This window comes from Microcoleus sp. MON1_C5, assembly GCF_036701875.1.
Classification (GTDB): Bacteria; Cyanobacteriota; Cyanobacteriia; order Cyanobacteriales; family Microcoleaceae; genus Microcoleus.
Genome location: NZ_JAUBRN010000011.1, coordinates 5166 through 31821 on the forward strand (window position 1 = coordinate 5166; position 26656 = coordinate 31821).

Here is a 26656-nt window from a genome sequence, read left to right on the forward strand (position 1 = left end):
ACAGCAGTATCAATCTCAGCTCCATCAAGTTCAAGAGGAATCACAGCAGTATCAATCTCAGCTCCATCAAGTTCAAGGGGAATTACAGCAGTATCAATCTCAGCTCCTTCAAGTTCAAGGGGAATTACAGCAGTATCAATCTCAGCTCCTTCAAGTTCAAGGGGAATTGCAGCGATCGCAGTTCCAGCAATATGCCGTTAGCGATACAGGTGTCCAACCGAGCCAGATGCCATACACACTTCTAGTGTGGGATGCCTGGTATGCTTACCAAAACGGGGATGTAACCAAGATGCAAAAGTGCTTGCAGGAGTCCTTGAAGTGTACGCCTTTGTCAAAGACAGAAACACTGATGAACTGGCTAGAGAGTTTTGTCAAATTCTCCTCAGAGAAAGATCATCAACTCGATACCTACGCACTCACCAACTCAGAAGAGTGGAAGCAATTGATGCGGTGGACAGTTGCAGTTAAGCCACTTCGTAAAACTAAAGCTCTCTCACACTCCTTATAATTTGACCAGATTAACTAAAATAAGCGTAGAAGTAAACCAGCTCATCATCCTTGCGAAAATGGGTCTCGATATTGATTAAGAGCACCCTCAAAATTAAGTAAAGAATTCGGGAAAAAAGGACACAAATTATGGCAATGTGTAATCTAGGAAATCTCTCCAAATTAGAAGAAATAAAAGCTAACATTGAGAGTTCAAAGTCTCGTTTAAATGAACTCAAGTCAAATTTAGTAAAACCTTTGAATAATATTCCTTTAGTTAGTATTTGTATCCCTACTTACAATGGAGAGGATTATATTTCTGAAGCTCTGTCGAGTGCATTATTGCAAACATACCCTAATATAGAACTAATTATTTCTGATGATAACTCAGATGACAAGACAGTTGAAATTACTCAAAAGCTGATACAGAGTGAATTTAGAAGGGAATGTCGCCTGCTCCATCACGAGAGATATGGAATAGCTAGCAATTGGAACTTTTGCATCTCTCAATCACGGGGCAAATATATAAAATTTTTGTTACAAGATGATTTGCTTGAACCGAACTGTATTGAAGAAATGGTAAACTTAGCAGAACAGGAAGAAGCAATTGGTTTAGTATTCTCACAACGCGGTATTTTGTTAGGAAGTGAAGATAATTTAAAGGATTTAAAGATTCTGCAAATTTATCAAGATGCACAAGATTTGCATAAAGATTGGTCTAATTTAAAATCAGTACAGACTGGTCAGGAGCTTTTAGCGGATATTGATATTTTAAAGGGATCAATAAAAAGACTGGGAGAACCAACTACTGTACTCCTTAGAAAAGAAGTTTTTAATCAATTAGGTTTCTTTGATCCAGCTTTTTCCCAAGCATTAGATATTGAAATGTGGCTGAGGATTATGACCACCTATAAGATCGGTTTTGTTGATAAAAAACTTTCCCACTGGAGAATTCATCCTCAGCAGCAAACTTACAAGAATGTGGCTATTGGTGAGAGCTTGTTTTTAGCAGATTTGTTGCATCTATGTTACAAAATATATGAGAATAATCGTTACCCTTACCAACTGAGAGAACAAGCTTTTCAAAAGTACAAGTCTCTCCATGAAAATTACCCAAACTTAACGAAGCATCATAAAATTGATAACTTGGCTCAACCAGTTAATCAAGCCTTTTTATCAAAAGAGCGTGAATTTTGGAATGTGAACTCTCTTTATGAGGCAATGTTCAGTAGAGTTTTCACAAGTTCAGAGATAGACCAAATGACGCTCCCAGAAAAGATAGCAGCTTGGGAGGATTCACAAAAGACGTCCGTTAAACAAATTCTAGAAGGCATTCCGAGCCAACCCGAGTGGAAGATTTTAGAAATTGGCTGTGGCGTTGGGCGCATAATCAAACCTTTGCGCGAGATGTTCGCTCAAGTGGACGGTGTGGATATTGCAGAAAATATGATTGAGTTTGCCAAAAAATATTTGGCTGACGGCAAGCAGAATGGACAGGTGTATGTCAATAATGGCTGCGATCTGCAAGCTCTGATCAGTGAAAATTATGATTTTGTTTATTCCACAATTGTGTTTCAACACATTCGTTCTATCTCTGTTGTTAAAAACTATTTTCGCGAAATATTTAGAGTGCTGAAGCCTGGTGGATATTTCAAAATCCAGGTACACGATTATCAAGACAATCCCGCTGCTGGCAAGTTTGATGAAGAAGCAGATGCGGAAACACAATACAATTTTTTCGGAAATGGTTATACGGAGCAACAACTCGCGAGATTGTTAACGGAGCAGGGTTTTGAGGTTATTTTCATAGAATCGCAAAATCATTGGATATGGGCTACAGTTCAGCGACCTGAACAAAAAATTATATCCCGAGAAGACGTGGTAAAATCACAGCCTGCTAAAGCTGCGTTAAAAGTATCGGCTATAGTTTCCACCTACAACTCAGAAATCTTTATTCACGGTTGTTTGCAAGACTTAGTAGAGCAAACTCTTTACAGAAAGGGTGAACTTGAAATCATAGTTATTGACTGCAATTCTGAACAAAACGAGGCGGATATCGTACAGGAATATCAGGCGAAATATCCAAATATCGTTTATCAACGCATATCAGAGCGCTTAACGCTCTATGCTGCCTGGAATCTCGGCATCCAGGTCGCTGGCGGACAATACATTACTAGCGCTAACAGTGACGATCGCCATCACCCCGAAGCTTTGGAAGTAATGGCGCACTACTTAGACGAACACCCAAAAATAGCTTTAGTTTATGCTGACCAGTTGATTACCCGCGTTGCAAATGATACTTGGGCTACAACCGAAGCAGCGGAGCGATGGAACTGGCCGCCGTTTTCCTACAGCGAACTCGAACGTCGCTGCGTCACAGGTTCGCAACCGATGTGGAGGAAGTCTCTGCACCAAAAATATGGCTATTTTCGCTCAGAATTTGTATGTGCTGGAGATTACGAGTTTTGGCTGCGGATTGGCAAAACTGAAAGTTTTACTCGGTTGCCAGAAGTTCTTGGATTATACTACGTAAATTTACGAGGTTTGGAACATGGATCTGGAGTAGCAAAACCAGAAACCGATCGTGTATGGGAGCAATACGGCATCCTTCAGCGCGGTGTCACACCTGCATCTAGCGTCCCTGTAGCAGTTTCTACGTCTGAATTAAATCAACTCAAGATTAAGCAGTTTTTACCATCTAAAGTTTCCGCCCCTCAAGAAAAAAAACCGTTAGTCTCTGTCATTATTCCTACCAAGGATAGACCAGAGATGCTTGAAATTGCTGTTAAAAGTGTTCTGGAGCAAACTTACCCGAATACAGAAATAATAGTTGTTAATGATGCCGGTGTAGATGTCGAAGAGCTATTAAATCGACTCAATTATAGAGGTAATATATCCTATGTTAAACAGGATTATCCCAGAGAACGTTCTGCTACTCGTAACGCAGGTCTTCGTATAGCTAAAGGCAAATACATAGGCTATTTAGATGATGACGATCTGTACTATCCAAACCACATCCAAACTTTAGTAGAATTTTTGGAAAATAGTGAATATAAGGTTGCCTACACCGATGCCACCAAAGCCGAGCAAGAAAAACAAGATGGAAAATATGTAACTATCAATCGAAGTGTCCCCTATTCTTATGATTTTGACGAAGACTTACTGATGGCTAGTAATTACATTCCTATCCTCTGCGTCATGCACGAAAGAGCTTGTTTGGAGCAAACAGGGGTATTCGATGAAACTTTAGATACTCACGAAGATTGGGATTTGTGGATTAGAATGTCTTTGAAATTTAAAATATCCCATATTAACAAAACTACTTGCGAATTTACTTGGCGTACTGATGGCAGTACAACTACCAGTAGAAGATGGGATGATTTTGAGCGGACTAGGGAAATTGTACGTAATAGATATAGTGGCCAGGTTCGAGTCAATTCAGTTGTGCAACGGATTGCCGAACAACCCTGTGTAAGTGTAATTATTCCTACAAAAGATCGCCCAGAAATGCTAGAAGTAGCAGTACAAAGCGTTCTCAATCAAACTCATGAAAACTTACAGATTATTGTGGTCAATGATGGAGGAGTTGACCTTCAAACAAGGCTCGACAAACTTAATACTAAAAGAAATATAACTTATCTCAACCACGATCGCAATCAAGAACGCTCGGCAGCCCGCAATACAGGCATTCGCTTTGCTCGCGGCAAGTACATCGCCTATTTAGACGATGACGATATGTACTATCCCAACCACGTCCAAACTTTAGTAGAATTTTTGGAAAACAGCGAGTATAAAGTCGCCTACACTGATGCTGTGATGGCAGAGCAGCAAAAGCAAAACGGGCAATACGTCACAATTAACCGCAGCGTTCCCTATTCTTTTGATTTCGATTACGACAAAATTTTAGTGGGTAATTTCATTCCCATGCTGTGCCTGATGCACGAAAAATCCTGTTTAGATGAAACCGGACTGTTTGACGTTAATTTGAACACTCACGAGGATTGGGATTTGCTGATTCGACTCTCCCGCAGCTTTAAAATTGCCCATATCAAGGAAACCACTTGCGAATTTACACGGAGAGATGATAGCACGACAACAACCAGCAAAAACCGGGCAGATTTTGTACGAACTAGGGAGATTATTTACAACAAATACAGTCAGTACGCTCAAAGCAATTTAGCTGTAATGGAGGCTCAGCATTTAGCCTTCAAGTCGGAAGCAAAAGAAGTAGCAACGCAATTAGAGAGAATTCAGGAAAAGTTAATACAATCGCAGTCGCAACTGCAAGTTTCTCAGGAAGAGAAACAGCAACTCGAATCCGAATCAGAAAGCTGGCAGCAGAGAGCACAGCAGGCACAGCTCAAACTCGAACTTTTACAGGAAGAGAAAAATTGGATCGAATTGCAATCTAAAACTTGGAGGCAGACAGCACAGCAGATGCAGGTAGAACTAGAGCATTTGCGATCGCAACTCAAAAAACCTCAGTTACATTTAGAACGAGTCCAATGAGTGCATGCGACAACTTATGCTCCTGTATTGTCAACTACAGGTTATCTATGCTCTGCTTGAGTCTGGTTTTAGAGAAGTCCAAATCATTTTTTATACCGCTCCAAATCCTGCTGAAATTGCAATAATCTAGCTCGGGAGCATTCTAAGTCTCTCTTAAATACAGGTTCTAGATCCGCTTTTATTTGTGAGCAAGTAGAATCTCTGGATTTACTCTGGAATTCTTCTTCTCTAGCCTTAAGAATAGTGTAAAGTTTAACATCTTGCTCGTTCCTACTAATAATTTTATCTAATAAACTATAGTTGATTGCCTCTTGATCTACAATTTTTTGGCTCTTATTGAGTATTCGATAGCTAGGTACAGCCTTGCCAAAGTGCTGACACACCTCTTCCATGATCCTGTCAAAATTTTCTATGGTACCAAAACAATCAAAGTGATTTCTTAAAATCTCTAAAGTGGTCTGGCATGAAGGCTGATTACTAATTATTTTGCATTGTATATTTGGGGTATATAAATCACTATCAATAAACTCTTCAAAACTCAAATTTTTGACTTTATTGTGTTGAATATGTTTGGGTGTTTGTAATATATACTGATATAAAGATATCATCTGAGCTACTGGGTTTCTCAAAACGGTAAATGTAAAGAATTGCCTGATGCTTTCGCCAAATTTATTTTTAGCGAGCATAAAATTTATATGACCTGCAATAACTTTGTAGGCTGATACCTGTTCAAAAGTGAGTTCCTGAAATTGTTTAACTTGTTCTTGATTACCAACAGACAAACAATTACTTTCTCCTTGAAAGATCTGGTTTGTGATTATATGGTACATAGTCGAACCCCCTGTTTTAGGAAGATGAATGAACAGAAGGCGATTTTTAGTGAGTAGTTGGCTGTTTGGTTCGGTTTGATACATAATGATTTATATTTTGCAGAACTTACAGAGATACTTCGTCAAACCCCTTGTTTAAGGGGGCTTGAGGAGTTACTATGCAGAAATTTTAGCTTTAAGATCGAGGGCGCGACGGTAACAAGCACTAGCTTCATCGATGCGCCCAAGTTTTGCTAAGGCATCCCCTAACTTATTGTGCGACTCAGAGAATTCTGGATCGAGTTCAATAGCTTTGCGGTAGGACAAGATCGCCTCCTCTACCGCACCCTTGCTCATCAAAGCATTCCCTAAACCGCAGTAACACAAAGAAGACTCAGGCCGAATCTCGATCGCCCTGCGGTAAGCATCGATCGCCTCATCCCAGCGCCCTTGTTTTGCCAGAGCTTCCCCTAAATAATGCTCCGCCTCCCAATAGTCGGAATTCTCAGCGAGAACGCGCCGATACTGAGCGATCGCCCCATCCCACTGCCCTTGTTCTGCCAAAGCCTTACCTAGCCGCAAATAAAGCTGCGAGTCATCGGAATTAATCTCCACAGCCTTTTGAGCCGCCTCCAAATTGCTTGGATTCAATTCGCTTGCCCTGCGATAAAACTTTACCGCCTCATCTAAATCCAGCTCAACATCTTTCTGAAGCGGTTGGATGGCAGCTCGCTTTTGCAAAGCCTCCCCTAAATGGCTGTTAACTACATCCGAATCAGGAGCAATTTCCAGGGCTCTGCGATAGGCAGAAATCGCCTCATCGTACCGCCCCAACTGATATAGAGCAAACCCTAAATGATCCTGAGCCTCCAGCAAATTTGGCTCAAACTCAACGGACTTGCGATAAGATCCCACAGCTTGCTCCCACTTTTGCAGTTTCGCCAAAGCATCGCCCAAATGCTGGTAAATCACTGCCGCATTCGGTACGATATCAAGCGCTTTCCGATAAGATGCGATCGCCTCCTCCCACCGCTGCACGATCGACAAAGTATGCCCCAAATAGTGGTGGACGATCGCCGAACCCGGTTCCAACTCAGCCGCTTTCGAGTAAGATGCGATCGCCTCCTCCCATTGACCCTGAGCCGCTAAAGCCGTGCCCAATTTATAGTACAGCCAATGAAAATCAGGCTTTAACTGAAGCGCCTTTCGGTAATAACCCACGGCTTCTGCTAATTCATTCTTACCTTGCAAAGCCTCTGCCAACTTCAGGTACAATTCCCCATCACCCGGATTTAGCTCGATCGCATGACGCAAGCACTCAATCCCTTCATCAACCCGTCCCTGTCTTGCCAAAGTCTCCCACAAATTTTGGTAAGGCAAAGCCGATTCCGAGTCAAGCTCGATCGCTTTTCGCAAACAACTTATAGATTCATCCAGTTGACCTTGCAAGCACAAAGCCTTCCCTAAACTATTGTGAAACTCGTAGAAATCCGGATATATTTCCACAGATTTGCGGTACGCAGCAACGGCTTCATCTAGATTGCCCTGCTGTTCCAAAACCTCTCCTAAATTGTGCCAAGACCAAGCCGAATTCGGGTTAAGTTCGCAGGCCCTGCGGTAACTTTTCTCCGCCCCATCCCGCTGCCCCACTTTCGCCAAAACTTCACCCAAATTGTGGTGATACCACGAAAAATCTGGGTTGAGTTCAGTACAGCGCTGGTAGGCGGCGGCGGCTTCCTCAAATTTACCCGATTGTTTCAGGAGATTGCCTCTATGAAAATAATTAGAAGCAGTCTCTTCATGCACTTGTAATGAGTTATTCATAATTTTGTACCGTAGATTTCAGTTTTTTTAGCTTGGTCGAGAAAGGGTTTATAAGTACCTTGTATCTGACATCTGGCACCAATGTCAATCTTCAGGATTCTCGCGCGGGGTGGGGGCGGGTTTTTTAGTCTTTGGGTATTCCTTGAAGCTATCGGTGAACCCGCCCCTACAGGTTTTTGACATTGGTGCCGTCAGGTGAATTGTATCGGTTTTCTGTCTGAGTCACAATCCTCTCGATCCCCCCTAGCCCCCCTTAGCAAGGGGGGGGACAAGAGCGTTCAACGTCCCTCTTCTTGAGTCTGAGTCACAATCCTCTCGATTCCCCCTAGCGACCCTTAACAAGGGGAAAGAGCCTTCAAAGTCCCCCTTTTTAAGGGGGATTTAGGGGGATCGAGACTTGGGTACAAACCAGAAATACAGAAGGCTTTAGACTTAAGTTGACACCCTAAACTCATGGGGATGTTCCTAATTCGTCGGCCGCCAATTCTCGTCCTCCAATCTGATACCGCTGTCTTGACAAGCTCTGGTTAAATGAGGGCTGTAGTAAGGGTCATTGTCAATATATTTTTGCCACCTGCTTTCCATCAGCTTCGATTCCTTCCTCAGCCGCTCTTTCTTTTCAGGCGAGTCCTCGTAACCTCGACTTTTAGATTCGTGGTGGTAGAGAACTACATGAGGCAGGTAAATATTTCGGTACCCTTTCTCTAGCATTTTCAAACACAAATCCACATCATTGTACGCCACTGTTAGTTCTTCGTCAAACCCCCCAATACTCTCAAATACTTCGCGGCGACACATTAAACAGGCAGCAGTTACCGCTGAAACATTGTTCAGACCTACCACATTCCCGAAATAGCCAGGAATCGATCGCGGCATATGGTAATAACTGTGACCTGCCACTCCGCCGCCGAGTCCCATCACCACTCCCGCGTGCTGGATTTTGTTGTCTGAATATATCAACAAATTGCCCACAGCCCCGATCGAGCTTCTCTGAGCTTGTTCAACCATCCCGTCAATCCAATCGGGAGTAATTACCTCTGTATCGTTATTCAAAAACAGCAAGTAATCTCCCTCCGCCTTGCTAGCAGCGTAGTTGTTAATCTTAGAGAAATTAAAGGGAATGTCGAGCCGGTAACTTTTAAACCTGGCTGATTCCTTAGCCGTCCATTTAGCCAGAATTTCCGCCGTGTGTTTCTCTTGACTGCCGTTATCGATGACGATAACTTCGTAGTTGGGGTAGACACTCTTAGTAAAGATAGACTCCAAGCAATTGTCCAAAACATCGCCTAAATCCCGCGTCGGAATAATGATGCTGACCCGCTTGTAATCCGCAATTTTGTAGCGTGCAATAAAGTGTCCCAAAAAGTAGGGAACGCCTTCAATTTTCCCCGGTTCGCCCCGGCGTTCGATCGCCTCTTGCAAAGCTTTTTGCCCTGCATCATAGGCATAGGGTTTAGCCTCTACCCCGCCAGCAGCCGAACCCGCGTGCATTCTCCAGTGGTAAAGAATTTTAGGGATGTGAAAGATTTTGTCAGTTTTTTCCGTAAACCTCAAAACCAAATCATAATCCTGAGCTCCCTCAAAACCTGGTCTAAAACCACCGATTTCATTAATTAGCGATCGCCTGTAAGTTCCCAAATGGCAAGTGTACATCCGAGATAAAAATGAATCCGGACTCCATTCTGGCTTGAAGAAAGGATTTATCAGTTCCTGATCCTGATAAATCTTGTCTTCATCTGAATAAATCATGTCCGCTTCCGGGTGGCGGTTCAGCAGCAGCACCACTTCATACAAAGCCTCTGGTGTCAGCGTATCGTCGTGGTCTAATAAAGATACAAATTCACCCGTCGCCAATTCCAAAGCAGAATTGGAACAGTGAGAAATATGACCGTTTTTGGTTCGGTAAGCTACTTTGATGCGGCTATCTTTGGCTGCATATTCTTGCAAAATTTGCTTGACATGAGGCGCGGTTGATGCGTCATCCGCAATGCACAATTCCCAATAAGGATATATCTGATTGAGAACTGATTCTATTGCCTCCTGCAAATAATTTTCTGGCGTATTGTAAGCCGGCATGACGATGCTAATCAGCGGCTTGTAGTTAAAGATTTCTAATGTTTCCGCCATTTTTCGCAAGTCAGCTTCTCTGGGGCTGTTCTTAGCGCGCCACTTCGTGTAAGCTGGGTCTTGACCGAGGAATAGCGAATCTCGTAAGTTTTGATAATCCAAACCAAAAAGTTTCGGATCGAGTTTGCTCGCCGTCTGATACTCTTCCAAAGCTTCCGAAAGCTTATCTTGTTTAGCTAGAGTTTTCGCTAGATTGTAGTGAGACCAGCCAAAGTTAGGATCGACTTCGAGCGCTTTTCGATAAGCAGCAACAGCTTCATCAAGCCGACCTTCTTGTTGAAATACATCCGCTAAGTTGTGGTGCGACCAAACAAAATTTGGATTCAGTTCTGCAGCTTTCTGATAGCTTTTAATAGACTCATCAACTTTACCGCTCCATTTCAGGACATCGCCTAAATTGTGGTGAGTTCCAAAGTAATTGGGATTAATTGCAATTGCTTTGCCGTAGGCGGCCACCGCCTCGGTCAATTTACCTTCTTCTTGCAGAGACGCCCCTAATTCGTGGTACTCCGCAGCTATCCCAGGGCTGTGTTCGATGATCGCATTTCCCGAGTGTCCGTGAACAGCGCTATCGCTCTTTTCCGACGACCCTAATTCGTGGTACTCCGCAGCTATCCCAGGGCTGTGTTCGATCGCATTTCCAGAGTGTCCGTCAACAGCGCGATCGCTCTTTTCCGCCGCTTTAGTTATTCCCTTTTTTTTTAACACCTCTTCTAACCGCCCAGAAATAGCCTTGTCATCCGGCCGAATCTGCAACGCCATCTGATAAAAGACGATCCCCCCATCCGGCCAATTCTTCCGCACCAAAGCATCAGCCAACTCAACATAAAGGTCAGCATCATTCGGCGCAATCTCCAGGGCCTTGTGATACAACTGCACGTCATCAGGATTCTCCTGAATCGCCCGCCGGTACAAACGCATCGCTTCCTTCAAATCCCACTGCGACCGCATCCTCACAGCATCAGCCAACTTTTGCGAAAGCCACGGCAAGTCCGCCTGAATTTCCGCAGCGCGGCGGTAAGCGGCGATCGACTCATCCCACCGTTCCAGCTTCTCAAAAGCCGTTGCCATGTTGTAATAAGTCCACGGAAAATCGGGATTTAACTCGGCCGCGCGTCGGTAAACATCGATCGCTTCCTCCCACCTTTCCATTTCTAGCAGCGCGTCGCCCAATTTGCTCTGCGACCAGAAGAAATTCGGATTAACTTCGTTAGCACGCCGGTAGGCAACAACCGCCTCATCCCAACGTTCCAAATTCACCAGCGCTTCTGCTAAATTGTTGTGCGCCCAAAAATGGTCAGGATTGAGTTCGATCGACCTTTGGTAAGCCGAAATTGCCTCATCCCACCTTCCTAGTTTAATTAGCGCGTCTGCTAAATAGTTGTGCGACCAACTGAAATCTGGATTTAATTCTGTTGCTTTCCTATAAGCATTTACCGCCTCCTCCCACCGTTCCAACTTCAGCAACACATCTGCTAAATTGTTGTGAGACCAGCTAAAATCTGGATTTAATTCGATCGCCTTGCGGTAGGCATTTACAGCTTCCTCCCAGCGTTCCAACTTAACCAGCGACTCAGCTAAATTGTTGTGCGACCAAGAAAGTTCGGGATTATTTCTAATAGCGTTGCTGTAAGCATCTACCGCCGCTTCCCACTGTTCTTGACCCTTAAGGATTTCCCCCAATTCATGATAAGCTGCGCCAGCATTTGGGTTCAACTCAACCGCGCGCCGGTAACAGTCAATTCCCTTATCTACCTTACCTTGCTCTATCAAAGTTTTGGCTAAATTCTCGTGTTCCTCAGCGGTTGCAGACTTCGGGTCGATCGCAAATGCTCGATACCAAGCCTCAGCCGCCTCCTCCGACTTGCCTAACTGCGTCAAAAGTTTTGCAAAATTGCGAAAAGCACCGGCAAAATCCGGTTTCAGGGCGATCGCCTTTTCGTAAGCAGAAACCGCTTGCTGCCACTGTTCTTGCTGCGCGCAAATGCTGCCGTAATTAGCATATGCTTCGGCAAAATTTGGGTTAATTTCTATTGCTTTGACATAGCAACTTTTAGCTTCATCAATTTTGCCACCAGCTTGCAGGGCGTTGCCCAGCATTTTGTAAAGCGGCGCTTCCGGCTTAATTTGCAGTGCCTTCTTGCAAGCTGCGATCGCCTGTTCCAATTTACCCTGAGCAAAATAGCCTTCTGCCAGTATTTTGTATGCTTCTGGATCTTCTATATTAATTGTAGAATTAACTGGCTGCTGCTGCACTGGCTGCTGCTGCACTGGCTGCTGCACTGGCTGCTTAACTGCCGTTGCTGCGGGCTGCTGCTTAACTGCACCGTTTGTCGCAGTTGCACCCGCCAAAGTTTGCTGTCCCTCGCTGCCATTTCTCGCATTAGCTGCGTTCAGTTCAATAGCTTTGCGATAATATACTGTCGCTTCTTCTAACTTGCCTTGTTTTTTGAGCGCTTCGCCCAAATTTTGGTAAGCCTGCGGCAAATTAGGATTTAATTTTATGGCGCGATCGTAACAAGCGATGGCTTCTGGGAATTTTTCCTGCCGAAAAAAAGCGTCGCCCATATTCAAGTGTTCCCCAGGCGCTACTTTTTCCGGTTCCAAACTAAATGCTTGATACCAGCACTGCTGGGCTTCTTCCGGTTTGCTAATTTGTCCAAATACTTTTGCTAAATTCCGGTATACTCCCGCGAAATTCGGCTTAATCGCGATCGCCTTTTGATAAAATCCGATGGCCTCCTGCCATTTTTGCTGCTGCGCGCCCAGGCTGCCCAAATTCGCGTATACTTCCGCAAAATTCGGTTCTATTTCAATCGCTTTAGCGTACCAGTGCCGTGCCTCCTCCATCCTGCCTTGAGCTTGCAGCGCGTTGCCCAAAGTCTTGTAAGCCGGTGCAAAATTGGGGTGAATCTTCAAAGCTTGCTCGCAGGATGCGATCGCTTCTTCTAATTTTCCTTGGGATAAGTATATTTCTCCCTGTTGGTTAAATTGAACCGCTGTTGATTCTGTATTCACTGTTAATGGCATATGGGCGGCGGCTCCAGAGGCAGGAATTAAATAGGGTAGTCAAAACGTTTCACAATTATACTCGGGTTTGACACTAACATTACCGGACTTGTTCCCCCAATTCTTAATTTTTTTGACTCTTGGTGCTGGCTAGAAACCGCGTTTCTCGGATATTTTTTTTGATTTGACTGCTAAATATGTAAGAATCAGCCTGGTTTCTGGCTGATTTGCGCGCCAGTGGCGACTTGTGTAGCTCCTGACGATCGCCTGTTTTGTAAAGTAAAGTAAACCATGCCGGTTCTTGCTTGTGCGAGGCTTTCTTGTGGACTGGGCAAGGGAGTCCGCCTAAAAAATATTACAAACGGCGCAAAATGTGCGAGCCCACCCAAACGAGAATAGCCTTTTTAGCAAAAAACGATCGCCCTTTTGGGAGAAAGCGATCGCCCTTTTTTTTTCAACAATTAGTTAACAACTATTAGCAATTACTAATCAAGCTGCTGCCTCTGCGTCTTCTTCTGCGTCTTCGGCTTCAGAACCTGCTTGAATTCCCAGCACCGTAACAACCACCTGATCTGGTTCGCCGAGAGCTACCACTCCCTCAGGCAAAACTAATTCGTGAATGTGCACCGCATCCCCTAGCTTTAAATTAGAAATATCTACTTCAATTGCTTCAGGAATGCTGTCAGGTTTGCACTTAACTGCCAGTTGCGTCAGCACGGTATCCAAGATGCCGCCTTCTAACTTGACGCCGACAGGTTCGCCGACAAAACGCAGGGACAATTCAACTTCCAGGCTGTCTTGAGTAGCCACGGAGAAAAAGCTCAGGTGGTAAGGATAGCCTTTCCAAGGATGAACTTGAACTTCCCGCAGCAAGGTTTTTCCGCTCCAAGAGAGGTCGGGAATGCTGAGGTCAATTAGGGTATTGTTGACTACGTGCTTTTTGAGCAGGTGTTCAACTGTTTTGGCTTTGATGGTAAGGGAAATAGATTCAGAGCCTTTGTGGCCGTAGAGGACGGCGGGAATCAATCCAGAGCGGCGGAGGGCGTTAGGTTTGCTACCTTCTGCCCGCTTTTGACATTCTACTGCGAGTTCCATTTTATGACTTTCTGTTGATTGTTTTTACATTTTATCAAATTTATGCTACAGCGATCGAAGTTAATTAAATTCGCTGAATATTTGATAATAATTGGGAATTGGGAATTGCGAATTTGGCTATTCTCCGAATCTCTGCCTCTTCAACTCTCCCAATCTCCCCATCAATATTTCCCAATCTAAAATCTCAAACCTAAAATGGTTTGGCGGGATGGCCGTCTGCTGAAAGCAAAGCGCGTTTCGGGCCGTGAATCGGGTCTTCTACAATAATAGTTTGGTCGCGGCTGGCACCGAGAGAAACAATTGCGATCGGCACTTCCATCAAGTCTGCCAAAAACTTTAGATAATCCAATGCTTGCGGCGGTAAATCTTCCAAATTCCGGCACTCTTCCGTAGACTGTTTCCAACCGGGAACGGTTTCGTAAATAGGTTTGCAGCGAGTAAATATCCGGGAACTTTTCGGGAAATCAACACAGCGTTCGCCGTCAATTTCGTAAGCAACGCAAACTTTAATTTCTTCTAATTCATCCAAAACATCTAGTTTGGTAATTGCCAGACAGTCAAGACCGTTGATGCGGACTGCGTAGCGGCCGATTACCGCATCGAACCAACCGCAGCGGCGTTTTCGGCCCGTTGTCGTGCCGAATTCTGCACCTCGCTCGCCCAAAATTGCGCCTATTCCATCTACCATTTCGGTAGGGAAGGGGCCTTCTCCGACGCGGGTTGTATAAGCTTTTGCTACGCCAATTACGCGATCAATCGCTGTTGGGCCGACTCCGGTTCCCACACAAGCACCGCCTGCGATGGGATTGCTCGAAGTAACGTAAGGATAAGTGCCGTGGTCTAAGTCTAATAAAGTGCCTTGCGCGCCTTCAAACAGAATATTTTTCCGCTTGTGAAGTCCCTCATAAATTTTCAGGGAACTATCAACTACGTGCGGTCGCAAACGTTCCGCATAAACTCGATATTCATCAATTACATCCTGGGGATTTAGAGGTGGCAAATTGTAGAGTTTTTCGAGAAGGACATTTTTACAATTAATCGTCCATTCCAGTTGTTCTTGCAACCCTTCCAAGTCCATTAAATCGAGCATCCGAATGCCAGTGCGTTCGGACTTGTCGGCGTAAGTAGGGCCAATGCCGCGTCCCGTCGTCCCGATTTTATAATTTCCCCGCTGCGTTTCCGATGCTACATCAATTAATCGATGATAGGGCATCGTGACGTGCGCCGTCTCCGAAATCATCAGGGAGGCCGTCGAAATATTCAGTGCCTCTAGCTGGTCTAACTCTGCAATTAAAACTTTGGGGTCAATGACCGTGCCGCAGCCGATGATACACTCTTTATCAGGGTAGAGAATCCCGGACGGAATTAAGTGCAGCTTGAAAGTCTGACCGTTAACTACCACGGTGTGACCCGCGTTGACGCCCCCTTGGTAGCGGACAACGATATCTGCGGATTTGCTGAGCAAATCGGTAATTTTGCCTTTTCCTTCATCGCCCCACTGGGCGCCGATCACAACTACGTTAGCCAAGGGTTTCTCGCGTTCAGTTCAGGTTGACACAATCTCCGATTATGTATGAATGCGTCCAAAATGTCAATCAATTTTAAATTTTAGATTTAGGATTTTAGATTTTAGAGGCTACGCCACGGATACATTGGTTCACAGGTCGATCGGCTAGGCAAATTAGTGAGAGCCGATCCACAGACGAGTCCGGGGGCAACAGACCCCATTGTTTTCGGTCAAATTAATTTTTGTTAAGATTGAGAAAATAGAGGCTTTGTTGCCATGACTTTACACGCTGAGTTGCACCGCCATCTGGGTGGTTCTGTTGTTCCTAGGGTGCTGTGGCGGTATTTCGATCGCCACAATGCTGAGATGGTTAATCGATTTCAAGAATACTCGGAGTTTGAGGAGTTTTACACTCGTCCGCGCAATACTCTCAATGAGTATTTGGAACTGCACACACTGGTAGAAAGCGTTCAAACTGTTGAGACTTTGCCTTATTTTATCTATCGGTTGATGCGGGGCGCTTACGTGTTTGAAAATCTGGCTTATTTGGAGTTGCGCTATACGCCTTATTTGCGGACTCCAGAACATTTAAATCAGTCAGAACGCATTGATTTGATGGCAGAAATTGTAAAGGTTGTGGGCAAGGCAAGTCAAATTAGCGATTGTCCGATTGTTACCAGCCAAATTTTGTGTATGCACTCGCGTTTACCCTATGAGGTGAATCGGGCGATCGTAGATTTGGCGGCGCAAATGGGAGAATATGTTTGCGCGATCGATATAGCTGGCGGCGATGATTGTATTGGCGAGCGTTTGGAGGAGTTTGTCGGATTGTACGAGTACGCGAGGTCGATCGGCATCAAAACTACCGGCCACCTCTACGAAACTACCTCTGGCTGTTATCCCGAACTTCTGCCTTATCTGATGCGTATCGGCCACGGGATTCAAATTCCGTTAAAATATCCCGAACTGCTGCCAGAAGTCGCGCGCAGGGGTCAATGCTTGGAAGTTTGCCCGACTACCTATCTCAAAACGGGGACGTTGCAGGATATGCGCGAATTGAAGGTTGTCTTCGATCGATGTTTTGAAGCTGGTGTCGATATTGCCATTTGTACTGACAACGCGGGATTGCACAACGTGCGGCTGCCTTTTGAGTACGAGAATTTGTTAACTTTGGATATCATTGATTTTCGGCAATTGCAAGCGTGTCAAGATGCCGCTTTCCGCCATGCTTTCGCCTGGCCCTACGGGGAGCGGCCTGTGAAAATGCTAACTGGTTTGTTGCAGCATGAGTCTGTGGAGGCGATCGTTAATTAAAGAATATCTATTTAATTAACCGCGAAGGCGCGAAGGAAGAGAAAGAAGAAGATAGGTAGATGTCTTCAGGTAAAGACTCTACTTGAAAATGAAAAAAAGCTCTTTCTTCTCTTCCTTCGCGCTCTTTGCGTCTTCGCGGTTCGTTTAAAAGAGATGTTTGTAAACTTATAATAAGTGTCGGGCGCTCTCCAATCGGTAGCAAGTTATAGTTTGGAGGGAGAATCATCAATATAAAAAGATAAAAAAACGATGACAAATATGGACGCTTACTGGATGCCCTTCACGGCCAACCGACAGTTTAAAGCCAATCCGCGAATGCTGGTATCGGCGAAAGATATGCACTTTACAAGCGATGATAACCGTTCAATTTTAGATGGTACTGCGGGGCTTTGGTGCGTGAATGCAGGGCACGCCCGCGAGACAATTGCCGAAGCAGTTAAACAGCAGGTTTTGCGTTTGGATTACTCTCCGGCTTTTCAGATGGGACATCCGGGTGCTTTTGAGTTGGCGGAACGTTTGGTGAAGATGATTCCGGGCAATTTCGATCGCGTTTTCTTTACTAATTCGGGTTCGGAATCTGTAGAAACTGCTTTAAAAATTGCGATTGCTTATCACCGGGTGAAAGGTGAAGGAACTCGCCAAAGATTAATCGGTAGGGAACGCGGCTATCACGGCGTTGGTTTTGGGGGAATTTCTGTCGGCGGTATCGGTACAAACCGCAAGTTTTTTGGCAGTTTGCTCACGGGAGTGGATCATTTGCCTCACACTCACAGTCTCGAACACAATGCTTTCAGCCGCAAACAACCGGAATGGGGAGCGCATTTGGCGGATGAATTGGAGCGGATTGTCGCTTTGCACGATGCGTCGAATATTGCAGCAGTAATTGTGGAACCAGTGGCTGGTTCTACAGGGGTTTTGATTCCCCCGAAAGGTTATTTGGAGCGACTGCGGGCGATTTGCGACAAATACGGAATTCTGCTGATTTTTGATGAGGTAATTACCGGATTCGGGCGACTAGGCTCTAGTTTTGCAACGGAATATTTTGGGGTGGTTCCCGATATTGTGACGGCGGCGAAAGGGATAACTAACGGTACGGTGCCGATGGGGGCGGTTTTTGTCAAAGAAGGCATTTATGATGCTTTTATGAATGCTCCTGAAAATGCGATCGAGCTTTTTCACGGTTATACTTATTCTGGTCATCCTCTGGCTTGTGCGGCTGCTTTGGCGACGCTGGATATTTATGAGGAAGAAAGGTTATTTGAACGGGCCGATAAGATGGCAGATTATTGGGAGAATGCGGTGCATTCTTTGAAGGGGGTGCGGCACATAATTGATGTTCGGAATCTGGGACTTGTCGCTGGGATTGAGTTAGAATCTCTTGCTGGGAAGCCGGGGAAACGGGCTTTTGATTGTTTCTTGCAGTGCTATGAAAAAGGGTTGCTAATTCGCACGACGGGTGATATTATTGCTTTGTCGCCACCGTTGATTATTGAGAAGGAACATATCGATCGCATTGTGGAAATTTTGACAGGGGTTTTGCAGGAGATGGAGTGAGATTAAAATGAGATTTTCCACCATTCTCGCTTAACAGGCAAGATGCCTGTTCCACATTAACAGGCAAGATGCCTGTTCCACAAACAGTAAATTTCTTGTGGGGTGGGCATCCTGCCCGCCCATAAAATATCTATGGATAATGGTGCAAGATATTAGACTAAATGAACCGCGAAGGCGCGAAGGACGCGAAGGAGGAGAAAGAAGAAGATGCAGTTCTTCCTTCGCGCTCTTTGCGTCTTCGCGGTTCGTTCAAATAATTAAAAAGCGCTATAATAATTAACAAGTAATGACGAATGACGAATAACTATGGTGCAATTAACGGCAAAAATCTCTGCTAATGAGTTAGCAAATTTGGCTGTAGATTTGATTCGTAAAACAGGTTGCGAGTACGGTGATGTGCGTTTTTGCACTTACCGAAGGCAGAATCTTTACGCGCGCGATCGATCTTTAAGTCAACTGTCAGATAATGTAAGTTCCGGTTTTGGCGTGCGAGTGCTTCTAGACGGCGCTTGGGGGTTTGCCGCCAGTCACAGCAAAACACCCGCAGAGGTTGCAAGAATAGTCGCTTTGGCTGTAGAAATCGCTAAAGGCAGCCGCTTGACTCAAAAGGAACCGGTGCGGTTAGTGCCTGTCGAAAAATATGTCGATACCTACATTACTCCCATCGCCATTGACCCTTTTTCGGTACCAGTTGCTGATAAAGCGGAACTGCTGCTAACTATCAACGAGAAGCTGCTAGCACACGGCGCACAAGGCATCAAAAAAGCTGATTCTTTTTTGCAGTCCAGCCGCGAAGACAAGGTTTTTGCTTCTACAGAAGGCTCGCTAATCGAACAAACAATCTACCGCAGCTATCCGGGCTTTGACTGTACGGCAATTGCGGGCGGCGATGCCCAAAGTCGCAGTTACGAACGCCCGCCACTTAATATCGGTTACGAACATATTAATCCCGATGATTTGTTGAGTCAAGTTGAAAGAGTTGCTGCCGAAGCTATTGAGAAAGTCCGCGCTCCTAAAATCCCTGCTGGTATTTGCAAATCCCTGATTCTTAAGCCGACAAATTTGTTTTTGACAATCCACGAATCAGTAGGACATCCAACTGAATTAGACCGGGTTTACGGCTACGAATCTAATTTTGCTGGCACGAGCTTTGCTACTACTGATAAGTTAAATAAACTGCAATACGCTGCACCTTGGGTGAATTTTAAGTGCGATCGCACTCAACCGGGCGGCCGCGGTACAATGGGTTACGATGATGAGGGCGTAAAATCACAAGATTGGTACGTTGTCAAGGATGGAATTTTAGTTGATTATCTCACTGACAGAGAGACGGCTTATCGCCTGGGACGCGGTAGCAGCAACGGTTCTGCTTACGCTGACAGTTGGTCGAGCGTGCCGATGGTGAGAATTCCCAATTTGGGATTGGAACCGGGCCCGGATGGCGGCAGCCATACTGCTACTTTGGCAGAGATGATTGCGGATACGGAAGACGGGATTTTAATCGACGGTATGGGTAGTTATTCGATCGACCAGCAGCGGCGCAATTTTCAATTCGGCGGCGATGCTTTTTGGAAGGTGGAAAAAGGTAAAGTTGTCGGTATGTTGAAGGATGTAACTTATCAGGCGATGACTACTGATTTCTGGAATCAAATAGATGCGATCGGGCCGGCTTCGGAGCTGGTTCAGTGCGGTACTCATATATGCGGCAAGGGCGAGCCGGTGCAGGTTGCTCAGATGACTCACGCTTGTGTGCCGGTGCGAGTGAGGGATATTCAAATTGGGTAATAGGGCATGGGGCATGGGGCATGGGGCATCGGTTCTTAGTTATTAGTTAATTGCTAACAATGCCCAATGCCCAATGTCCAATTTGCAATGCCCAATTCGCAATGCCCAATTCGCAATGCCCAATTCGCAATGCCTAATTACCAATCATGATTGTAACAACATCGCCCGCACTTTTAAGTGAAGACCAAGCCTTATCTGTAGTAGAAAAAGCAGTCAAACTATCCAAAGCAGAGGAAGTATTTGTCAGTCTCTCTACTGGCGAAGAATCTCTTTCCCGCTTCTCGGAAAATCAAATCAGCCAAAATATTAGCAAAACTGTATTTAGCCTGAGCATTACTAGCTATTTTGGCAACAAAAGCGCCTCTGCAGCTGTTACAGAATTTGATGAAGATGCGATCGCCTCTGCAGTCAAGCGATCGGAAGAATTGGCCAGAATTGCGCCGGCAGACCCCGAATGGATGCCGCTGCTGCCGCCTCAAACCTACGATTTGCGATCGCCCGCATTCGACGCAGCAACGGCAACTGTATCGCCTCTAGCACGGGCGGAAATGGTGCAGCAAGCGTGCGCGAGATCCTCCCAGGGGGGCGCTCATGGTTCGGGCACTTTGAGCACTGAGGCGTCGCTGTACGCGATCGCCTCGTCAACCGGACTCCGCGCCTGCAACCAGTCTACAAAGGCGGATTTCAGCTTTACTGCTCGCGTTGAAGACGGTTCTAGCTGGGCTCAGAGCACTGCTTGGAGTATCAACGAATTGCCGATCGCCGAATTAGCAGAACAAGTGCTCGATCGGGCGATCGCATCCCGCAACCCGCGCCCCATCACTCCGGGCGTTTATCCGGTAATCCTTGAGGGCGCTGCTTTTGCAGGCTTGCTACCGTGGGTGATTTGGGGGCTGGATGCGAGGGCGGCGGATGAGGGGCGATCGTTTATGTCGATCGCCGATGCAGAGGGAAAACCAGCGGGAAACCGCGCGGGGGAACAACTTTTTAGCCCGTTAGTGCAAGTGCAGCGCGATCCGGCTCATCCTTTGCTGCGATCGAATACTTTTTTCGGCGACGGATTGAGCAATAACTATTTGGAAATCATCAAAGATGGGGTGCCTCAAAGTTTGTCTTATTCCCGCTACTGGGCCGCACAAAAAGGCAAAGAGGCAAAAGGTGCTTATTACCCGATCGTGATGACAGGTTCCGACCAAAGTTTAGCAGATTTAGTTGCTCAAACCGAGCGAGGAATTTTCGTCAGTCGAGCTTGGTACGTGCGCTACGTTAATCCGAAAACATTGGAAGTAACGGGGATGACTCGCGACGGTACTTTTTGGATTGAGGATGGCAAAATTGCTTACCCGATTAAAAACCTGCGTTTCAATCAAGTTTTACCTGATATGTTGCGCGATGTGGATGCAGTTAGTGCGGTGAAGCGTTACGGCGGTAGTGTCGTGCCCGGAGTGCGCGTGAAAGCTTTTAATTTCACGAGTATTACTGACAGTTTGTGACTTGCAAGGGTGAGGTGCGCGGAAACCCACCCGGAGGAGGTGGGTTTTTGTGTCGGTAAGGTCGATCGGGTGCGGGTTCGGGCGATCGCCTGTTAACAAAGCTGTTGGGAAAATTAGTATTTTTTTTTACCGAGGCATCTAGCTTAAGGTAGAGTATTGTTTGTGAGAGTTAGGATTTAAACCAGCTACTATCTAATTTAGAGCGATCGAGAAAAAGCAATTACCAATTACCAATTATCAATGAATCAATATTTTGCTACAGTTGCGCGCGGTTTAGAAACTATTGCCGCCCAAGAATTAGAACGTTTAGGGGCCCAAGATGTCAAGCCAGATTTTACTGGGGTTTACTTTGCGGGCGATCGCGCTTTATTGTACCGCGTCAATCTTTGGTCGAGAACAATTTTTCGAGTGCTAATGCCGATCGCCGAATTCCGGTGTTACAACTCGGATATGCTCTACCGCGAAGTGCAAAAAATCCCTTGGGACGAATACTTAGATCCCGAAAATACTTTAGCAGTAAACTGCACCGGTGGCAACGAAAATTTGAACCACACTCACTTTACAGCTTTGCAGGTCAAAAATGCGATCGCCGACCAACAGCGCCTTCAATTTAACAAGCGTTCTAATGTCGATGTAGAGCATCCCGATTTGCTAATTAACATTCACATTCATCAAGATAGAGCTATTTTAAGTTTAGACAGTTCTGGCGGCAGTTTGCACCGCCGGGGATATCGACCGGCGATGGGGCTGGCTCCCCTCAAAGAAACCCTAGCTGCGGCTTTGTTGGAGATGGCAGAATGGACGCCAGATTTGCCCTTTTTAGACCCGATGTGCGGTTCGGGAACTTTGCCTTTGGAAGCGACTTTAAAGGCCTTGAATATTGCACCGGGATTGTTTCGAGAAAATTTTGGATTTATGACTTGGCGGGATTTTGACGAACCTTTGTGGGATAAATTGTGGGCCGAAGCTGAAAATAGCGAATTGCCGGAACTTAAAGAGGTGATTGCAGGGTGCGATCGCGATTCCGATATGTTAAGCCAAGCTCGCACGAACGCGCAGCAAGCTGGTATTTCTGGTAAGATTCAGTTTGCTCAAACCGAGTTATCTCAGTTGGAAGCACCAGCAGACAGAGGTGTTCTGATTTGCAATCCTCCTTACGGAGAGCGCCTGGGAGATGCTAGCGAATTGGGAGATTTGTACAAGATGTTGGGGGATATTTTCAAGAATCGTTTTAAAGGTTGGAATGCCTTTATTTTGACTGGAAATAAGGAGTTGGGTAAAAAGGTGGGACTCAGGACATCGCGACGAATTCCGGTTTTTAATGGCTCGATTCCGTGTACTTTGCTCAAATATGAACTGTATTAGGGGATGGGATATGGGAAAAACAGCGCTAATGACCAAGCTACTGCAAAATTAATTGGATAACCAAGAAAGACCTGCAGCTATGGTAGAATTGCTCCGGCTACAGTTAAGTTGAGCTTTTTGATACTGCTTGAGAATCATTTTTATTCACAGCTTCTAAGAATATGAAATCAAAATTTATAGTGTGGGGTGCGATAATTTTTAATATATTAAATTTAATAGTCGTACTCTGTCCTTATTCTTTAGCTGGTGTGGATATTGACTTATGGCTGGGATTATTTGGTATGGTTTTTGGGGTAATTTATGTATTTTATATAGCTTTCAACAGAACCAAGATTTTAGAAAATGTTCCGAATTTAGCGCCGAAAACTGTCAATATTTCTTTGATTATTTCGTGCTTGACATTAAGTTATTATATTTATATTAAATTACCGGGAACTTTGATTGTTTCCGTGATTGTTGGAGGAAGAGGAGACATCGTACAAGTTGTACCATCACCCAATCAATTAAAATCTATTTATTGCTACTACAACGGAGATTTAATGTTAAACGATCGCGATGATACCACAGGGTCATGCGGTCTCAGGTTAAGATACAAGTTAGTCCCTTTTATTGAAAAAAAAATTTACTCTTATGACGGGCAAGAGCTTTATTTTAGAGTAAACGAACATGAAAACGAACCTAATGTGCCACCTTTGCCTATGAAGAATACAGGTGACAAAACAAAGGCACTAATAGTAAAGGAAAAAAAGAATATCTGCCGAATTAAATGGCTCAACAATAATCAAATTCAAATACCGACTGGGGAAATTTTTTCACCTTGATCGGAGGTGTGTCACCGCTCATCCCTCCAGCGGCAAAAAAGAAACGTGAGCGGAAACAATCTTCCACCCTTCAGGAAACTTGCGCCACATCTGACTCTGCCGCCCCAGCCGCACCACTCCATCCATTACACGGCGAAATTCCAGCGTCACAGCCGCCGTGTCTGCATCGAAAGTCACGACTTTGAGGTTGAACATTTCTCGATCGACATTTACAGGCGATCGCCCTTTGCGAAAAGCCCTCACCTCATCGCTCCCGTACAGGTTCTCCGTCACCCCAAACCGCACGACTTCCGACGCATCCCAGAACAAATTATCGAGAGTTTCAATATCGTTCGTACAAAGAGCTTTTTCGTATTTTAAATATAGTTCAGTTAACTCAGCCACCACAGCAGAATCATTGATAACAGTCATAAATTGTAGATTTTAAAACTCTTAACTTTCACAATTTTTGTTTGCAATAAGGACTTTATTCCTTATTGCAAACCCCACTCATTAGTGGGAATTAATGCTCAATTTTGAGCGAAATAATCTTGTCACCTTGGCGGATAGCATTGACGACAGACATATCCTCAGTTTTGCCAAAAGTTGTGTGAACTCCATCTAGATGAGACTGGGGAGAATGGCAAATAAAGAATTGGCTGCCACCCGTATCGCGGCCTGCGTGAGCCATCGATAAAGTTCCTGCCAAATGTTTGTTGGAGTTAATTTCGCACTTGATTTTGTAGCCGGGGCCGCCCGTTCCATTGCCTTTTGGACAGCCACCTTGAATCATAAAGTTAGGAATGACTCGGTGAAAGGCCAATCCATCGTAAAAACCTTTTTCCGCCAAGTCAACAAAATTCTTCACTGTGTTAGGCGCATCCGCATCGAACAATTCCAAATTGATTGTGCCTTTGTCGGTTTCCATAATAGCGCGGGTCATGATTTTTCCTTGCTTCCTAAAATGAGTGTGTTGCCTGCGTTTTAATTGCGGACTTCGCTTTTATAACGACAGGTTTCCAACTGTCGTTATATTGTGGCTTTCAGAAGTGTAGCATATTCCGGCAACTCTCATAGGACTTATGTGCGCTTTCTGAGGAAACCCGGTTTATTGCGAGATTTCTGGTTAGCAAAGCCAATATTTTCCCAGACACCGGGTTTGTTACCCTCAGTCATATTTTAATTGTTGGTCACTTGCGGGTGATCGGGTTCTTCCTGAATATCGCTCATATTAAAAATGAAAGGAACCCGACTCGAACCTGAACCCATAACCAGCACTTTTGGCATCTGAGCCCCCCCGCTTCTCCAAGCTTCGATCGCCTCTTTTTGCAGCACTAAATCGCCGCCTTGAGCCTTCAAAGTTTCAGCCAAAAGTCTTTGAGCTTCCGCCCTACCTTGAGCGCGGTTAATATCAGCTTGAGCCTGTTGTTCTGCTTCCTGAGCCACATAAACAGCTCTTTGCGCCCGCTGTTCAGCAACCTGTTTCTCCTCAACCGCTTTCGCAAAATCTGTGGAGAATCGAATGTTAACCACGCTCGTATCGAGCACGATTACATCATACTTTGATAGCCTTTCCTTCAGCGCAGTATCAAAGTCTCGCTTCAGTTCACTTCTTTGAGTAATAGATTGTTCGGCGGTTCTCAGTGCAGCGGCTGTTTTAAATGCTTCTTGCGTCTGAGGAGCAATAATTTTTGAGACTATATTCTCCAAAGTTCCTTGAGTCCTTCTGATCTCCACTATTTTCTCAGGATCGAGGCGAAAATTGATCGCAAAACTAGCATTTAAATCCTGAAGGTCTTTAGTAGCACTTTGGGCGGGAACTTCAAATTTTTGCACTGTTACATCGTACACATCTACCTTGGATATTAGCGGGGGTCTGAGGTGAAACCCCTCTAACAATGCTCCATCTGTGGCTTTTCCTAAAACGCTGACCACCCCTGCTTCCCCTGGATTGATGACGACAAAAGAGTTTAAACCGATGAGTAGCGCGCCTACTAATAGAATCCCAGCGATTGCTGATGATATGCTCTGAAAACTTTGATTTTTCAACTTACACGCTCCTTTGTTCTCATTCCATTATAATGGTTAAATAGATTCGGTCGCCTTTAAATTCTAAAATCTAAAATTACAATCTAAAATGGATGGGGTTGCCTCTGAAATCTCAAATCTAAAATGGATGGGCTGATGCTCAAAATTGTTAAATATCCTAGAACTTATCACATCGAAGGTTCGCGTTTCCAACCAGGCGATGAAGACCTCGACAGCGTGCCATTTAGCGCCCTGATCGATCGCCCGACAGTGATTGAAGAAAAGGTAGACGGCGCTAATACAGGCATCAGCTTCGCACCAGATGGACAAATGCTGCTGCAAAGTCGCGGCCACTATCTCACCGGTGGACCGAGGGAAAAACATTTTAACTTATTCAAACAGTGGGCATTCAGTCTTAGCGGAACCCTGGGAGAAGTGCTGGGAAATCGCTACATTCTTTACGGCGAATGGCTTTATGCCAAACACACTGTTTTTTATGATTTTTTGCCGCACTATTTTATGGAATACGACGTGCTGGACTTAGAAACCAGTCAATTTCTGAGTACAGAATCTCGCCGCCAGTTGTTAAGCGGCCTGCCGTTGGTGTCCGTTCCCGTGCTGTTTTCGGGAGTGCTGAAATCTCCGAAGCAAATGATGCAGTTTATGGGGAAATCTAATTTTATTCAACCCGGACATTTGGATCGATTGCGTTTGTACTGCGGGGAATTGGGATTAGATGAAGAACGATGTTTGAAAGAGACTGACCAGAGCGAGATTATGGAAGGTTTGTATATTAAAATTGAGGAAGATGGAATTGTCAAGGCGCGTTACAAATACGTGCGCGCCAGCTTTTTGACGGCTATTAAGAATGCCGAAGGACATTGGCTAAATCGCCCAATCATACCCAATATTCTGCGTCCAGACACCGATTTATTTAAATTTAATTAACCA

At 45.1% G+C, this 26656-nt stretch carries 17 protein-coding genes and 1 pseudogene; 9 read left to right on the forward strand and 9 right to left on the reverse strand.

Annotated features, from left to right (window positions below):
* Nucleotides 1-508 (forward strand): annotated as a pseudogene (locus QUA71_RS07755) (chromosome partitioning protein ParA); the annotation flags it as partial.
* A 128-nt stretch (nt 509-636) separates the two neighbouring features.
* The gene (locus QUA71_RS07760; RefSeq protein ID WP_333283796.1) at nt 637-4995 is read left to right on the forward strand and encodes a glycosyltransferase; all 4359 of its coding nucleotides are present in this window, start codon (nt 637-639) and stop codon (nt 4993-4995) included.
* Nucleotides 4996-5078: 83 nt separating this feature from the next.
* Here the strand turns inward: QUA71_RS07760 and QUA71_RS07765 are convergent, their stop codons facing one another.
* The 6 genes from QUA71_RS07765 to QUA71_RS07790 all read right to left on the reverse strand — a co-directional run bounded on the left by QUA71_RS07765 (nt 5079) and on the right by QUA71_RS07790 (nt 15387).
* Nucleotides 5079-5909 (reverse strand): sulfotransferase family 2 domain-containing protein, encoded by an 831-nt coding sequence (locus tag QUA71_RS07765; RefSeq protein ID WP_333283798.1) that lies wholly within the window; start codon nt 5907-5909, stop codon nt 5079-5081.
* 72 nt (nt 5910-5981) lie between these two features.
* Nucleotides 5982-7628 carry a tetratricopeptide repeat protein gene (locus tag QUA71_RS07770; RefSeq protein ID WP_333283800.1) on the reverse strand — a complete coding sequence of 549 codons (1647 nt, stop codon included), beginning with the start codon at nt 7626-7628 and terminating at the stop codon, nt 5982-5984.
* Between the two features lie 465 nt (nt 7629-8093).
* Complete coding sequence (locus tag QUA71_RS07775) at nt 8094-12785, reverse strand: tetratricopeptide repeat protein (RefSeq protein WP_333283801.1); 4692 nt, start codon at nt 12783-12785, stop codon at nt 8094-8096.
* Between the two features lie 185 nt (nt 12786-12970).
* Nucleotides 12971-13099: a hypothetical protein gene (locus QUA71_RS07780; protein ID WP_333283803.1), complete on the reverse strand. Its 129-nt coding sequence runs from the start codon at nt 13097-13099 to the stop codon at nt 12971-12973.
* Nucleotides 13100-13253: 154 nt separating this feature from the next.
* Nucleotides 13254-13859, reverse strand: a complete 606-nt coding sequence (locus QUA71_RS07785; protein WP_190656458.1) for a 50S ribosomal protein L25/general stress protein Ctc — start codon at nt 13857-13859, stop codon at nt 13254-13256.
* 190 nt (nt 13860-14049) lie between these two features.
* The gene (locus tag QUA71_RS07790; protein ID WP_333219730.1) at nt 14050-15387 is read right to left on the reverse strand and encodes an adenylosuccinate synthase; all 1338 of its coding nucleotides are present in this window, start codon (nt 15385-15387) and stop codon (nt 14050-14052) included.
* Between the two features lie 255 nt (nt 15388-15642).
* Here QUA71_RS07790 and QUA71_RS07795 point away from each other — a divergent pair, with 255 nt between their 5' ends.
* The 6 genes from QUA71_RS07795 (at nt 15643) to QUA71_RS07820 (ending at nt 23698) form a co-directional block, all read left to right on the forward strand.
* Nucleotides 15643-16680, forward strand: coding sequence for an adenosine deaminase (locus QUA71_RS07795; protein WP_333283805.1), 1038 nt, complete (start codon nt 15643-15645; stop codon nt 16678-16680).
* Between the two features lie 249 nt (nt 16681-16929).
* Nucleotides 16930-18234 carry an aspartate aminotransferase family protein gene (locus QUA71_RS07800; RefSeq protein WP_333283807.1) on the forward strand — a complete coding sequence of 435 codons (1305 nt, stop codon included), beginning with the start codon at nt 16930-16932 and terminating at the stop codon, nt 18232-18234.
* Between the two features lie 306 nt (nt 18235-18540).
* Nucleotides 18541-20019, forward strand: coding sequence for a TldD/PmbA family protein (locus QUA71_RS07805; RefSeq protein ID WP_333283809.1), 1479 nt, complete (start codon nt 18541-18543; stop codon nt 20017-20019).
* Nucleotides 20020-20165: 146 nt separating this feature from the next.
* On the forward strand, nt 20166-21512 hold the full coding sequence (locus tag QUA71_RS07810) for a TldD/PmbA family protein (protein WP_333283811.1): 1347 nt from the start codon (nt 20166-20168) through the stop codon (nt 21510-21512).
* Between the two features lie 240 nt (nt 21513-21752).
* Nucleotides 21753-22877 (forward strand): THUMP domain-containing protein, encoded by a 1125-nt coding sequence (locus QUA71_RS07815; RefSeq protein WP_333283813.1) that lies wholly within the window; start codon nt 21753-21755, stop codon nt 22875-22877.
* 161 nt (nt 22878-23038) lie between these two features.
* On the forward strand, nt 23039-23698 hold the full coding sequence (locus QUA71_RS07820) for a hypothetical protein (protein ID WP_333283814.1): 660 nt from the start codon (nt 23039-23041) through the stop codon (nt 23696-23698).
* Nucleotides 23699-23716: 18 nt separating this feature from the next.
* Here QUA71_RS07820 and hpxZ read toward each other — a convergent pair whose 3' ends face one another.
* From hpxZ to QUA71_RS07835, 3 genes are all read right to left on the reverse strand, one after another.
* The gene (gene hpxZ, locus QUA71_RS07825) at nt 23717-24109 is read right to left on the reverse strand and encodes an oxalurate catabolism protein HpxZ (RefSeq protein ID WP_333283816.1); all 393 of its coding nucleotides are present in this window, start codon (nt 24107-24109) and stop codon (nt 23717-23719) included.
* A gap of 91 nt (nt 24110-24200) precedes the next feature.
* Nucleotides 24201-24620 carry a peptidylprolyl isomerase gene (locus QUA71_RS07830; RefSeq protein WP_333024554.1) on the reverse strand — a complete coding sequence of 140 codons (420 nt, stop codon included), beginning with the start codon at nt 24618-24620 and terminating at the stop codon, nt 24201-24203.
* 236 nt (nt 24621-24856) lie between these two features.
* Nucleotides 24857-25726, reverse strand: coding sequence for a prohibitin family protein (locus QUA71_RS07835; protein ID WP_333283818.1), 870 nt, complete (start codon nt 25724-25726; stop codon nt 24857-24859).
* A 135-nt stretch (nt 25727-25861) separates the two neighbouring features.
* Here QUA71_RS07835 and QUA71_RS07840 point away from each other — a divergent pair, with 135 nt between their 5' ends.
* Nucleotides 25862-26653, forward strand: a complete 792-nt coding sequence (locus tag QUA71_RS07840; protein WP_333283820.1) for an RNA ligase family protein — start codon at nt 25862-25864, stop codon at nt 26651-26653.
* Nucleotides 26654-26656 lie beyond the last annotated feature (3 nt).